Annotated in this window: 12 protein-coding genes; 6 read left to right on the forward strand and 6 right to left on the reverse strand. The window is 50.6% G+C overall.

The features are described 5' to 3' along the window. Positions 1–164: 164 nt before the first annotated feature. On the forward strand, positions 165–1,274 hold the full coding sequence (gene rsgA, locus QQK89_RS19750; RefSeq protein ID WP_284240381.1) for a ribosome small subunit-dependent GTPase A: 1,110 nt from the start codon (positions 165–167) through the stop codon (positions 1,272–1,274). A 708-nt stretch (positions 1,275–1,982) separates the two neighbouring features. On the opposite strand, the gene QQK89_RS19755 is transcribed toward rsgA, so the two are convergent. Continuing rightward, on the reverse strand, positions 1,983–3,320 hold the full coding sequence (locus QQK89_RS19755; protein WP_284240382.1) for a DRTGG domain-containing protein: 1,338 nt from the start codon (positions 3,318–3,320) through the stop codon (positions 1,983–1,985). A gap of 19 nt (positions 3,321–3,339) precedes the next feature. After that, positions 3,340–3,834 (reverse strand): hypothetical protein, encoded by a 495-nt coding sequence (locus QQK89_RS19760; protein WP_284240383.1) that lies wholly within the window; start codon positions 3,832–3,834, stop codon positions 3,340–3,342. A 175-nt stretch (positions 3,835–4,009) separates the two neighbouring features. Between QQK89_RS19760 and QQK89_RS19765 the strand changes: the two genes are divergently transcribed. Beyond that, positions 4,010–4,348 carry a helix-turn-helix domain-containing protein gene (locus tag QQK89_RS19765; protein ID WP_284240384.1) on the forward strand — a complete coding sequence of 113 codons (339 nt, stop codon included), beginning with the start codon at positions 4,010–4,012 and terminating at the stop codon, positions 4,346–4,348. Between the two features lie 46 nt (positions 4,349–4,394). On the opposite strand, the gene QQK89_RS19770 is transcribed toward QQK89_RS19765, so the two are convergent. Next, positions 4,395–4,685 (reverse strand): hypothetical protein, encoded by a 291-nt coding sequence (locus tag QQK89_RS19770; protein ID WP_284240385.1) that lies wholly within the window; start codon positions 4,683–4,685, stop codon positions 4,395–4,397. A gap of 202 nt (positions 4,686–4,887) precedes the next feature. Between QQK89_RS19770 and QQK89_RS19775 the strand changes: the two genes are divergently transcribed. From QQK89_RS19775 to QQK89_RS19790, 4 genes are read left to right on the forward strand one after another with little or no spacing between them, the layout of a single operon-like run. Beyond that, the gene (locus QQK89_RS19775) at positions 4,888–6,270 is read left to right on the forward strand and encodes a YheC/YheD family protein (protein ID WP_284240386.1); all 1,383 of its coding nucleotides are present in this window, start codon (positions 4,888–4,890) and stop codon (positions 6,268–6,270) included. 12 nt (positions 6,271–6,282) lie between these two features. Beyond that, on the forward strand, positions 6,283–7,494 hold the full coding sequence (locus QQK89_RS19780) for a YheC/YheD family protein (RefSeq protein ID WP_284240387.1): 1,212 nt from the start codon (positions 6,283–6,285) through the stop codon (positions 7,492–7,494). After that, positions 7,491–8,870, forward strand: coding sequence for a YheC/YheD family protein (locus QQK89_RS19785; RefSeq protein WP_284240388.1), 1,380 nt, complete (start codon positions 7,491–7,493; stop codon positions 8,868–8,870). The genes QQK89_RS19780 and QQK89_RS19785 overlap by 4 nt, the downstream gene beginning before the upstream one ends. Beyond that, entirely contained in the window at positions 8,870–10,033 is a 1,164-nt protein-coding gene (locus tag QQK89_RS19790; protein WP_284240389.1) for a YheC/YheD family protein, read from the forward strand. The genes QQK89_RS19785 and QQK89_RS19790 overlap by 1 nt, the downstream gene beginning before the upstream one ends. A 236-nt stretch (positions 10,034–10,269) precedes the next feature. On the opposite strand, the gene QQK89_RS19795 is transcribed toward QQK89_RS19790, so the two are convergent. The 3 genes from QQK89_RS19795 to QQK89_RS19805 all read right to left on the reverse strand — a co-directional run bounded on the left by QQK89_RS19795 (position 10,270) and on the right by QQK89_RS19805 (position 14,025). Then, positions 10,270–11,721, reverse strand: a complete 1,452-nt coding sequence (locus QQK89_RS19795; RefSeq protein WP_284240390.1) for an S-layer homology domain-containing protein — start codon at positions 11,719–11,721, stop codon at positions 10,270–10,272. Between the two features lie 130 nt (positions 11,722–11,851). Then, on the reverse strand, positions 11,852–12,544 hold the full coding sequence (locus QQK89_RS19800; RefSeq protein ID WP_284240391.1) for a response regulator transcription factor: 693 nt from the start codon (positions 12,542–12,544) through the stop codon (positions 11,852–11,854). A 5-nt stretch (positions 12,545–12,549) separates the two neighbouring features. Further along, a complete protein-coding gene (locus QQK89_RS19805; RefSeq protein ID WP_284240392.1) occupies positions 12,550–14,025 on the reverse strand; it encodes a sensor histidine kinase in 1,476 nt (491 codons plus the stop codon). Positions 14,026–14,108 lie beyond the last annotated feature (83 nt).

Genomic DNA, 14,108 nt, shown 5'->3' on the forward strand with positions numbered 1-14,108 from the left:
TCTCTCGATCTCGGCCTATACGGAGCGCCTTCTAACCTTTATTAGAATCGTGCCGCGGGACCGAGAGGTCCTTGCGGTTTTTTTGTGCCTTCCGCAGGGGAATCCCTGCGGTTTTTTGTTGTCTAGAACCCAATTAAACAAATGAAAAAGAGGAGTCAATAAATTTGAAAAATAGAGATACCCTTCTACATCAACAACATCTGGCCTATGGCTGGAACACGGATTGGAATAACAAAATGGAGCAGATGCCAACAAGTTCGAGACCGTTGGTTCCGGCACGCGTGATCGCCCAGCATTCCCACTCTTATCAGATCATGACCCCGGGAGGCGAGCATACGGCTACGGTCACAGGTAAATATGAATATAACGCAACGCTAAAAAGCGATTTCCCCGCCGTTGGCGACTGGGTTATGGCCGAGAAACTGCCGGGAGAAACGCGTTCCGTTATTCACTACCTTCTGCCCCGCCAAAGCGCAATGGTGCGCAAAGCGGCCGGAAGCGCTGTGGACGACCAAATAGTAGGCGCTAATATGGATTTTTTGTTTATTACAAATGCGCTTAACCAAGATTTTAACGTTCGCAAAATGGAGCGTTACCTCATCGCGGCATGGGAAAGCGGCGCCGCTCCCGTCATTCTTCTGACGAAAGCCGACCTCTGCGAGGATCCGGAAGCTTTTGCCGCACGCATGGAAAACGCAGCGCCCGGTGTTCCTGTCCATCTGATTAGCGCTTTGCAAGATCAAGGGAAAGAGCAATTGCTCCCTTATCTGCAGCCGGGCAAAACGATTGCCGTCACAGGCTCTTCCGGCGTCGGCAAGTCGACTCTGCTGAACTGGCTAGCGGGGGAGCAGGTCATGGATACGCAAGGCATCCGCGAAGATGATGCGCGCGGCCGACATACAACAACGCACCGGGAGTTGTTCCTTCTGCCAAACGGTACTCTGGTCATGGATACGCCGGGTATGCGCGAGCTCCAATTATGGGATGCCCATGAAGGATTGGAGCAGACTTTTTCCGATATCGAAGAGCTCGCCTCGAATTGCCGTTACCGGGACTGCCGTCACGAGTTCGACCCGGGCTGCGCGGTTCTGCAAGCCATTGAAGACGGAACGCTCGAAGCCAAAAGGCTTCACAATTACAAGAAAACCGCAAGGGAGCTATCCCATCAGGTCCGCAAAGAAAACAGCCTTGCTAAAAAGGCCAATAAAGCTGCCGGTTCTTCCACGCGCAAAAACCAAAACAGAACAAAAGCCGGTTCTTGGGACATGGAATAATAGTAATAGTAGCCCCAACTTGTGCAGCTTTTTTGTTACATTGCACGGAATGCGGCACTACGGTTACGTCTCTCTGTTACGTTGCATGGAATGCAATATAATCAGCTTAATTGGCCTTGAGACAGCGATATCCTGCATAAATTGCATGATAATCAATCAAAACGAGCTCATTTGAACGAAAACAAGAAAATATACAGCATTCTATACAACGAACCAGGCCAATAATCACATATAAGGTGAATATACTGCATTACTTGCAATGGTAGCTAAATTAGTGTTCTCACGCTAGGCGCAGAGTGCATGCATGTGGTGTACATGGTGCGCTTGATGCTCTTGATGCGCAAAGATAAGTAGCTAATCGTGTTCGTGGGATCGTGTTCAATCGCGGACAATTGCAGCGGTGTAGAATTAATGATGGGTTTGTAGCATTACAAGCGAGTGATCGCGCGGAGGATACTTCAAACAAAAAAGGCTGCCAAATGAATGGCAGCCTTTTAACCGTCCCTTATTAAGATGATTGATTCGTATGGCTGGATTCGGAGAGTGGCTGGGATGGAAGAAATGTATCTCCTGGAGGAGCGTAGCGTCTGCCTTTGTGACTCGTGAATTCTCGCCTAAGCGAGTTTATTCAAAATTCACGATCACAACAGCAGCCGGAAGGAGATACATTTCTGTAATCCCAGCACTCAACTCTCCGAATCCAAGCCCCTAATACGAATCAATCATCTGCGCCGTCATCATTGCCTTCGCCGCCAGCCCCGCCTGATCGAGCAGCTCGATCTCGAGCTTGGTCGTCTTGCGGCTCATCTCGAGCGCGCGCGGGATGATTCTGATCTGGCTGTCGATCTGAACCGGCTTTACGAAAAAGGCGGTCATCCCGTCTATAAGAAAGTCCCTTTTGCCTGCGTCCCGAATCATTTGGCGGCCGGCCCGGGTCATCAAAGTGACCAGAATTCCTTCGGATACCATGCCAAGCGATCCGGACATTTGGGGAGTAATAGCCCCTTTGTATAACGGGGTACCATCCATCTCTTCCGCATCGAAACCCGCCCAGATCAGATCATCGAAAGTTTCCCCGCTCTCCTGCTGCTTGCCGGCGAACCGGAGCGCGTCAAGCAATTGCTGGCGCGTAACAACTCCAAGCAGCTTGCGGTGCCGGTCCACGATCGGCAGCAAATCAATCCCTTCGGCGGCCATTGTATGGGCCGCTGAAGTAACGGCAATGTTGGGAGCTGCGGTAATCGGATGTCTGGTCATATATTTGTCGACCGGACTATCATCCGGCGAACCGGCTGCATCCTTGGAAGTAATGAGACCAATTACTCTTCCCCTGTCATCAATGACCGGAAACCGATAATTGCCGGTCTCGCGGCTTAGCTTATGAAAGTCGAGCATGTTATTGCCCGACCGAAGCACATCCGCCGGTCTGTTGAACGTCATCAAATCTTCAATCAGCATAATTTTGCGTTTGATCAACCGATCATACATCGCGCGGTTAATCATCGAAGCAACCGTAAACGTATCATGCCGGGAAGAAATAATAGGCAGGCCGTTCTCGTCCGCCAGCGCTCTTACTTCCTCGCTTGGCGCAAAGCCGCCCGTTATAAGCACGCCCGCTCCCTGCTCCAAGGCACAGCGATGCGCGCCGATACGGTTACCTACAATGAGCAAGCTGCCTTCGTCAATATAACGAAGCATGGCATCCAGCTCCATCGCGCCGATCACAAACTTGTGGAGCGACTTATCGAGTCCCGAAGTCCCCCCGAATATATGGCCTTCCACAATTTCGGCCACTTCGCCGAAGGTCAGCTGATCAAGCGCTTCGCGCCGTTTCCGGTCAATCCGGACCGTGCCGATTCTTTCTTTCGTGCTGACCAACCCGGATGCTTCCGCTTCCTTTATGGCCTTATATGCGGTGCCTTCACTTACGCCCAGCGCCTTGGCAATAGCTCTGACGGAAATTTTTTCGCCGATATCCAGCGTCTCTATGTATTGCAAGATTTGTTCGCGTTTCGTACTGGTATCCATACCGGAAACGGCTGCCACCGGCACCGCCCTCCTCCAATTAAACCTTCGTTCGTTTCATCCCATTATACCAGTCGATCGAGACGGCTGCGACTTTTAGTCCTGCGTCCACCTCTTCGCCGTTCACGCCGGTAAAACGATATTTGTCGAACACTTGCTGGAGGGATTGCACGGTAAATGCTTCTTGCGTTCCTTTAAAAATAAAAGCATACCAATCATACTGAATAGGTACGGGATAACGCAGCTTCAAAATCGGATAATGCTCAAGAACGATTGACTGAGGCGGTATTTCCGGATATTGGCTGGAAAACAATAAAGATCCTTTCTCGCTGAAGGGCCTTGCGATCATCTCTGATTCCAAGCTCATATGATACTCCACTTGTTGCGTGCGGGGATTCACCCTGCAGTTAAAGCTGCCGTACGCTCTTGCTGTTTTGTTCGTCTTATGTAGAATTCGGTACGTGAACTGCACCTGAAACCGCATATGCTGATAATAAGCTTGTACGTTTCTAAAAAACTCAAACTCATCAACCATAAGCGCTGCTCCTTGTTAAAAAGTTCCTGTTCAGGAAATTATGATACTAGATATTAACCAATTATAATAAAAAGCATAAGATTTAGTCAATGACTATAAGCACTATTTTTAATAATGACTATAAGACGTTGTTGCAGGATTAGGAAACCACTATCTTAAGGCTGAGGTGACGAAAGTGAACGAAATCAGCCGACATATCGGAGATAATATACGGGCAATACGCAAACAAAAAGGTTTCAGCCAGGAGCAGCTTGCTCTTAGGGCGGAAATAAACGGCTCCTATATGGGTCAAGTGGAACGCGGCGAGAAGAGTCCAACGATCGATGTGCTGGGCAAAATCGCCCAAGCCCTCCAATGCCCGCTTGAGCAGTTGGTCCATGTATCTGGCGCACCTCGCGAAGAAAGCAGCTACGCCGATAAGATCGCTTATCAGCTTGAGGGTTTATCCGTCCGGGAACAAGAAGCGGTCTACAAATTCGTCAAGCAGCTTGTCCAATTTAAGACGATCGACTGATCGAAAATGAAAAAAGCCCCTGTCAGGGGCTTTTTTCTACTCCTATTTATCCTCTTGCACGGCGGTTGGAACTCCTGTTCACAACCTGCTGCAGCCTGCGCTCCCAGTTGTTCCTCTTCGCTTGCTTGATCCGCTCCAGCTGTTTCTTCTTCTGCTCGTTCATCCACAGAAGCGCATTCAGATGAGCGGCAATGACCACTAGCGCAAACAACGTCCACACGACCCCGAATATAGTTACGGCATTCCATGGACCGTTTAGTTCCAATTTGGGCACTCCGTAAAACAACATCGCGAGCGCCGCTGTCAAATAAATGATATGCCGGGCTTTCCCCTTCATTCCTCTCAACTCCCGCTATACGATTTTGCTTGTCCGCACCACTATCCTATGAAGACAAACACCCGAATATGACCTCCCCACTTATTTCTTTGGCCAATCACCAAGGGATAGATGTCCTCATATGATGAAGTAATCCGTGTAAAACACCTATGGGCCTCTATCCGCTTTTCGTCATCCTCCTGCTTGGAAGGAGATTTACACAATGCACAAATCGAAAGTAGCCGTCCAGCTTATTAGCTCCGGCATGCTTCCGGAAGATACGATAATGCTCGGTGAAGCCTACCTGAAGCAATGGCATATTTCTAACAGCGTGTCGATCGTATTGCGTTTCGGGACATTCCGGAAGACGGTGAAGATTATCCCGGTACCGAAGTACGATGGGATGCGTATCAATCAGTCGCTTGCCAGACAAATGGGAATTCTTAGCAGTACCACCTTGCGCGTAAACTATGATTCGGCTTCAACAACATTAAGGCTTGGTCCTCTCATTGGCGTTTTGATCAGCCGTGATTACCCGAGCACGCCCGACAAACCGTTCGGTACGATTACGATGTTTTGCAAGGAGCTGGCCGACGGTTGCGCAACGCAAGGCGCGCATGTTTATTTTTTCACGCCGAACCATATCGCGGGAAGCAATGACAAACACATTGATGGATGGACTTTCTCAAACGGATGGAAAAAAGCAAAACTTCCCTTGCCCGACATCGTGAACAACCGCTTGACTTCGAGGAAGCTAGAAAGCAAACCCTCGGTGCAGCAGTTTTTCAAAGAGATGAAAAGCTCGCATCATGCCAGCGTATTTAACGAAAAGTTTCTTGAAAAGATTGAAGTGTTCGACGCTTTGAAGAAAGACCCCGGCGTCAGCCGCTATTTGCCGGAATCGCACACCCTCCGCAACTATACGACGCTCAAATCGATGTGCTCCCGCTACAGCAATGTATTCCTCAAACCTTCAAAAGGCAGTCTCGGCAAAGGAATCATCCGCGTGACCCGGCAAGAAGGCGACTCTTATCAGGCTCATTTTACAACCGGAACAGGAACGAGGAAGCAGGTCTATCCGAATCTCGTTAAGCTATTCTCGAACATTTCAACCAAGATGAAGACGATTAAGTATCAAGCCCAGCAAGGACTGACCTTGATCGAGATTCAAAAGCGGCCGGTAGACTTTCGGGCGGTTGTCCAGAAGAACGCGCTTGGCAAATGGGCGCTGACCTCCGTCGTGGCCCGTACGGCGAGCAGCCAGCACTTTGTCTCCAATCTCGCGCGCGGCGGAACGCTAAGCACCGTCAGCGAAGCCGTCTCCCGCTCTAATATTTTTGCGGGCAAAGAAGGCGCCGCCAAGCGGCTTCGCACGGCTGCGTTAACGATTGCCGAGGGCATCGATAAGCATATCCCGGCGCATTTCGGCGAACTTGGCATTGATTTGGCGCTCGATACAAGCGGGCGGGTCTGGCTGCTGGAGGTTAACTCAAAGCCGTCGAAGAGCGATAATACACCGCTCAATCAGGATAACGACAGCGACAACAAGATCCGGCCATCCGTCCGAAATGTTATTCAATACTCCCGGTTCTTATCGGGATTCTAAGCGGAGGTCCTTATGATGGCTGCGCGAGTAAGTGTGGGGCTGTTTGTCGCTTCTATTGAAGAGCAAGGAGGCATCGTTAAGATGCCGGAGCCAAAATTCGCCCGGATGCTTAGCGAAGCAGCAACGCGGCTCGGCATGGATCTGTTCGTCTTCTCCCCGGCCCAATACGAAGAGAGATCCGGTCAGTTATCGGGCTTTCGCTTCCGCAACGGGAGTTGGATGAAGGAGACTTGCCAGCTGCCGGATATTCTGTATGACCGCTGTTTCTACCGGAATGCCGAAGAAAAGAGCAGATGCAGGGCATTGCGGGCAGTCATCAAGGAGCGGCAGCCAGCCATCCCGCTTAACGGCAACTTGCCTGGCAAGTGGGAGGTTTACAACGCGCTGCGTCAAGACTACCTACTTGCCCCCCTACTCCCGCAGACGATCAGGCTGGACCGTCTTGATCGCATTCGGCAACTATTTAAGGACGGAAGCCGGGACATCTTCCTGAAACCATCGGCAGGCATGCAAGGCAAAGGGGCAATCCATCTGAAGCAGTGCCCTTTAACGAAGGAATGGACGGCTGCCGGACGAACCAGGAGCAATACCCCATTCCGGCACCAATTCGGCGACTACGCGACACTCGCAAGTTGGGCTCAGCGATTCCTTGCCGTGTCTTCCTACATCGCCCAGCCGTATTTGCCGCTCACGGATACTCATGGCCATCCATTCGACTTAAGAGTTCTCGTTCAGAAGAACGGGAACGGCAGATGGACGATAACCGGCACCGCCATACGCACGGGCAGATCCGATTCTATCACGTCAAATCTGCACGGCGGAGGAACGGCCACCCGGGCAACAGAGTATCTTGTAAGTAAGTACGGGTCAGCGAAAGCCGAACAAATGATGAATAAAATACATCATGCCAGCTTGCATGCATCCGAGAAGCTGGAGAGCTTCTACGGACGGCTTGCCGAGCTTGGCATTGATTTCGGTATAGAGCAAAGCGGTACGGTATGGCTGCTGGAGGTTAATTCAAGACCCGGCCGATCCTCCTTCGAGCAGTCTGGCGACCGCATGGCGGAGCAGCTGTCGATCGAGCAGCCGCTAAAGTATGCCCGCCTGCTCGCTCAGCGAATCCGCAAACCTTTGATCACAAACGACTCCGCAACAGGTCGAATCTATAGCAGTCGATTAGATAAGAAGATCCGGTCTGATAACGTTCAGGAGGTTCATCCATGAGTTTGACAACTTGTACCTTGCATTTCTCGCAACAAACAAATAAAGTGATTCATTTATCCAACTCTCTTCTTAAAGAGCTGAAGCTGTCGGGCAAAAAAACCGTTCATCTGAAGCTGGGCAAAGAAGTTATTACAACGGCCATCCGCCCCGTCAGGCGCCAAGGCAATCATCTCTATCTATCCGCCGGTGTCAGGCAGAGCATCCGGGCTCCAAAAACCGGCAGCATCTTCATCTACATGAACGGCGACAATGAGGTACAGATCGGTCCTCTCATCGGCGTATTAAGCGACGCGGGTTATACGCAATCCGACAGCATGCCCTTTGGCATGAGAACCAGCTTTATTAAGCAAATTATCCGCTCGGGAGACAAGAAAGCCTTCTTGTTTGGCTTCACCCCGCAGGATATTAACTGGCAGCAGGAAACGGTGCATGGCTACTTCCTCAATTCGCATGGCGGTTGGTACCGCAAGTCCGTCCCGCTTCCCGACGTTATTTACAACCGTCTTCGGAGCCGCAAAGCCGAAACGTCCAATACGATCGGGTCGCTCCGCGAACGTCTGCTGCGCAAAAAAATCCCTTTCTTCAACTGGGGCTTTTTCAACAAATCGGATGTCTATAAATTACTGGACAATGATCCTGAAGCACTGCACCATCTTCCGGAATCGGTCTCCGGTCCAAACAGCGAGAAGCTGAAGCAGCTCCTCGACAAACATCATTTTGTCTATTTCAAACCAACGGCAGGCAGTCTTGGCGTGGGCATCTACCGGCTGACATACCATCCGAAGAGAGGCTACTTCGCCCGTTACCGGAAAAACGGACGCAACGTGCTCCTGCGATTCTCCTCCTTCAACAGCTTGTTCAAAATGCTTCAGTCACGCCATGGGGCAACCTTAAGCAGTTATGTCGCCCAGCAAGGCATCCGGCTCGTTGAGATTGAAGGCTGTCCGCTCGACTTCCGCTTCCACATGCATAAGAACGGCAACAACGAATGGGTGCCGGCAGGCATTGGCGCGAAGAAAGCAGGCAAAGGAAGCGTGACGACCCATGTCAAAAACGGCGGGTCGTTAATGACGCCAGAGCAGGCGCTTGGCCGTGCGTTTGGCGGAGCTAAAGGCAAAGAGATGCTGGAGAAGGCGAAAAAGGTATCGATCAAGATGGCGGAAGCGATCGAGCGGAATTATCCTCATCGGCTTGGAGAGCTTGGGCTTGATATCGGTATCGATAAAGACAGCGAGATCTGGATGTTCGAAGCAAACGCGAAGCCCGGGCGCTCGATCTTCAAGCATCCGTCGCTGGAGTCGGAAGGCCGTGCTTCCGTAGACTGTATCGTTGATCATTGCTTGTACCTCAGCAAGTTTCAAGGAGGGAACAGCTAATGGAGCTAAGAACCGCTAAGAAAGACGAGGTGCATGAACGCCTGGCGGGACGCCTGGTGCTAGCTATCCTCACCATTGAGGATGACGAACAATTATTCCGGGGCAATCGGAATAACTTCGCGGATCTGATCCGAACGGGAGTCGACAAGGGGTTTCTTGTCTATGTGCTTACCGTTAAAAATCTAGTATTAAGCCGTTCCAACCTGCGCGGATTTGTATACAACGAGCAAAAGGATACATGGCAGCAGCGTATGCTGCCTTTCCCGGATATTATCTATAACCGGATTCCGCTGCGCGAAGACGAAATGCTTCCTGCCGTACGGAGCAAAATCGCCGCGTGTATGTTAGATCCGCGAATTAAACTGTTTAACCCGTCCTTTTTCAATAAATGGTATTTGTTCGAATGGCTGCGAGGCAGCAAAGCCACTAAACCTTTTATCCCAACTACGCGCAAGCTACTAACAGCGACAAGGTTGGAGAGGATGCTTCAGAAGCACCCTTTCCTGTATCTGAAGCCGGAGAGCGGCAAAGCGGGCAAAGGCATCATGACGGTGAGGGTAGTGCCCGACAAGCCGCTGCCCTACCTGCTGAAGGTGCAAGAGAACAAAAAAAGCTCCACCTTCAGTTGTTCGGATTTCCAGAAGTTGTGGAACCGGATCAAGAAAGAATGTGCCGGAGAGCCATATATTGCGCAGCAGGGCATTCTGCTCGCATCCTTTAATGACCGAAGATTCGATCTCAGGGCTCTCGTGCAAAAAAACGATCGGGGCAAATGGGATTTGACGGGGATCGGAGCGAGGGTAGCCGGCTCCTCAAGCATAACGACCCATGTCCCGCGGGGCGGTTCCATCGAAGACCCGGAGAAGCTGCTGCGGAGTTCCTTCAATGCCGACCAGGCACGAAGAATTCTAATCAAAGCCAAAAAAACATCCATTATGATCGCCAGACAGATTGAAAAAGGCTCCGGCTCTATGCTTGGCGAAATGTCGATGGATCTTGGCATCGACAGCGAAGGACATATCTGGTTTTTCGAAGCCAACTCCAAACCGATGAAATTTGATGAACCGCATATCCGTCAGAAATCATTGGATCGGATTTTTCAATACAGCACTTATCTGGCAAGGATGAGAAACGAGCGAGTCAAGCAGGAAGCAACAAGATAGATGGAAACGCGGCTGCTTCCTCCAAAGCAGTACCCATCCCGAGGCGCGGAGCCTCGGTGTTGGGACTGCGGGAGTTAAGCGACCGCCCGTTTTTCTGTGCCAAATATGTCAGTAGAGTCGCTGCCGAAAGCAGGACAAGCCTGTTTGTATATTGGCGAGCAGCTTTTTCATTTCGCAGCGACAGAAAGAACCATGCGGCAAGTTATGCCGCATGGTTCTTTCTTCAACTTTCACATTCAGTTCACGCTAAGCTCTACCGCATTCGCGACAGCCCAGCTGCCTACGGGAGTAATCTCGTATTGCACGCCGGCTTGGAGCTTGCCGCCATTCTGCAGTTCAAACACGCCTACCGCTCCTTTACGGGTCTGCACTTTATATTGCGCCGTCAACGTCGTGCCATCAGAACCTTTCAGCTGGATCGACCGGTAAGCGAACAGCTCATCGCCAGGATCTGCGGCAAGCGTAACGTTCAGGGTAGTCTCATTCACGGAATCGACCGCCTTGATCTCAAGAGGCTCAACGCTTTGGGCGGTGAAGGAATTGTTAGCAACGACAAACCAATCCGAGGTAACCGAATACTTCATGCCCGGTTGCAAAGTTTTGCCGGCTGGGAGACGGAATTTCGGCTCCTGCTTCCCATCGGTCGATTGCGTATAACCGACATAATTAACCGTCATCTGTTCGCCGGTCTCGGAAGTCAGAACAGCTTGTCTTGTTGCAAGAGACGAAATAATCTGCATCTGCTGGCCGCCAAGCTTGTTGTTCTCGTCCAGCACAACCGCATTGGCGCCGTGTCCGCCTGCATAAGCGGAGATCAGGTAGCCGTAATCCATAACGCCATCTCGGCGGAACGATTCCACTTCAAACGTATCGGAGGTCACTTGACGGGCATTTTGCAGCTTGATCGTCTCGTCGCTTGCTGCAACCGTAAAGTTGTGCTCGCCTTTATAGTTCAAGGAGTAGGTTGTACCCGGCTTCATCGTTTGGACAGGAATAATGTAGGTTGCAATGGCTCCAGTCTTCAGACGCGGCTGGTTAACCAGCTTTAAACCATCGCTAAACGCAAAGTTGGCATTGGCTTGGTCGGTCGTTTCGTCTTCCAGCGTTAGCGGCGCGGTGAACGTCACTTCAAACGTAATTTTATTTAATGCCTTGATCGACACGATCTTGGCATCGGCGGAACGGATCGCTTGCTCCGAATACACGAGCAGTCTGGCCGCATCGCCGCGGGATAGCTGTTTACCGGTAATCTTCAGGCCGGACATCCAATATTGCACGGATTTCGCGTCACGCTGCAGCGCTTTGGCGATAAGCTCCCCCGCATCGCTGACGGAAGCCGGCTGATTAGGCTTGAAGTCTTGCGCGCTTTCAAGAAGTCCCGCGGCAACCGCTGCGTTCACGTAAGGCGTATACCACTTCTCTTTGCCTGAAGGAGCGGAGCCCGTTTGCTGCAAATCAAGCGACAATACAATCATCTTGATCAGCTCGGCATTCGTAACTTTGCTCTCCGCGCGCATCGATCCATCCTGGTAGCCATTAAGCACCTTTTGGCTAACCAGTTGCTTAATAACTTGCTCTAATGGCTGGTCGAAGGAAGCCGCTTTAGCGGACTGTACCGGCAATAACGCTCCTCCGCCAATTAATACGGCTAATGCCGCGATTGCTGCTTTTTGCTGTATCTTGTTCATCTCATTATCTTTCCTTCCCATTTAGAGTGTTGGTTCGTTCATAAATCAATCATAGACGACCGCTCTAAATGGGCTGCAACAAAAGTATAAACAATCTATTAAGAGAGCCAAAACTTTTTACAAATGGCAATCAGACCGTAAACCGGTAACCCGCTCCCCACACCGTCTCAATGAATTGCGGATTGGAAGGGTCCGCTTCGAGCTTCTCCCGGATCCGCGAAATATGGACGGTCACCGTGGCAATGTCACCGTTCGAATCCATGCCCCAAATGTTCTCGAACAGCTGATCCTTGCTGAACACCCGGTTTGGATGGGTTGCCATAAAAACAAGCACCTCAAATTCCTTGGCGGTGAGGAACACTTCCCGATCATGTACAAATACGCGGTGAGAGGAAGGATTAATCGTCAATTCGCGGATGCGCAGACTTTCCTCGGGACTGCTCTTCAGCCCGCTTTTGAACCGTTCATATCTGGCCAAATGGGCCTTAGCCCTTGCCACCAACTCGTTAGGACTAAAGGGCTTGGTCACAAAATCATCGGCGCCAAAACCAAAACCGCGGATTTTGTCCAGCTCTTCATTTTTGGCGGATACAATGAGAATAGGCACGTCGAGCCGCTCCCGGACCGTCTTGCAAATTTCGAAACCGTTAATCCCGGGCAGCTGAATATCCAGGATAAGGAGATCATAGTTGCCGCTTAACGCTAGACTTAGTCCCGCATCTCCGTCATGGCAGATTTCGGCTTCATAGCCGTGCAAGGCAAAATAGTCTTTCTGTAATTCCGCAATATAGGGGTCATCCTCAACGATTAAGATTCGCGTCATGGCAATCACCGCCGTTCTTCGTAAATTTTGAGCGTAAATGTGATGCAGGTCCCGTGACCAAGCTTGCTGCTGGCGGAAATCCGTCCTCCGTGGCCGTCGATAATCTGTTCGGCGATCGCAAGCCCCAGTCCGCTGCCTCCCGCAACGGATTGGTTGCGAGAAGGCTCCACCCGGTAAAAGCGTTCGAATATATGCGGCAGATCCTCCTCCGGAATACCCGGCCCGTTGTCCTTGATCTGAATAACCGCGAACTCCGTTTGCCGCTCCATAACGACCGTTATCTTTTTAGGCGGCTGGTTCATATATTTGAGACAGTTGTCAAACAAATTCATAACGACCCTCTTCAGCTTCTCGCGATCTGCAAACACGTATAATGGCCGCTCCGGCATAGCCATCCACGCAAGCTCCACCTGCTGGTTATGGAACTCAATCGACATTTCGTCCGCGATATTATAGAGGAAAGGGCGAAGCTCCAGCTTGTGGAAGGAAAAGGGTTCCTTCTTCAAATCAAGCTTGGAGAAATACAGCAGCTCGTTCACCAGACGCTCCATATCCGAGGCCCGCGTATAAATCGCATGCACGTATTTGTTCAGCTTGTCCTCCGTATTCGTAACGCCGTCGCGGATTCCCTCCGCATACCCTTTGATGGTCGTAATCGGCGTTCGCAAATCATGCGAAATGTTCGAAATAAGCTGCTTGCGGTTCTCCTCGTAATGGAGCTGGAGCTGAATCGATTCGTACAATCTAAGGCGCATTTGATCAAACGTTAGAACCAATTGGCCGATCTCATCCCTCGAATCCGCCTTGAGCTCAAACGTCAAATCTCCTTCCTTAATATGCTCGGCAGATCGTCTGAGCTGTTCGAGCGGCTTAATCACCTTTCTAGTTACATATCGGTACAGCAGAAACCCGGTCAAGAGCAAAATAATAAGAAACAAGCCGATCAGGATCGGGAGCAGCTTGCGGATGACTTGAGCAAAGGGACTTCTCTCATGAAGAACAAAGATGCTGCCCCTCTCTTTCTGATCGGAGGAGAAATAGAAATCGAATTTGGAATAGGAGAAAAATCGGCTGCCGGCATTAAGCGTGTTGCGGATTACATTATTGCCCATATCATAACTGGGCAAGAGCCCTTGCAAATCTACGCCCCCAAGCGACGGCGCCGTGTAATAAACGGTGTCGTCCTTGCGGACGACTAACGCTGCCTGCTGCATTTTTAAATCCTTATTGTATTGCTCGAGCAGTTGCTTATTGTTTAGTTGATCGGGGTCGTTCTTCGCCAAATACTTCAGGTCCAGAAACAAACTCTCTTCCTCTTCGGACAACGGATGTAGCGAATAATGGATTTTATAGAAGTTGTTCAAGCTGCGCAAGTCGCCGGTCACGGCAACGGACAGCAAATAGGACGATAAGACAAATAAGATGACCGACACAATAACAACGGACGTAAAAGAAAGCAACAATCTAAATCGTAAGGACATCTTTATCACCTGCGTTTCTGACATCTAGGATTTCCCGCATGCTCTCAAGTTTGAGCCATTATCCTAAACATTATCAAAAAGAT

Origin of the sequence: Paenibacillus glycanilyticus, assembly GCF_030161375.1 — a bacterium.
Lineage (GTDB): Bacteria > Bacillota > Bacilli > Paenibacillales > Paenibacillaceae > Pristimantibacillus > Pristimantibacillus glycanilyticus_B.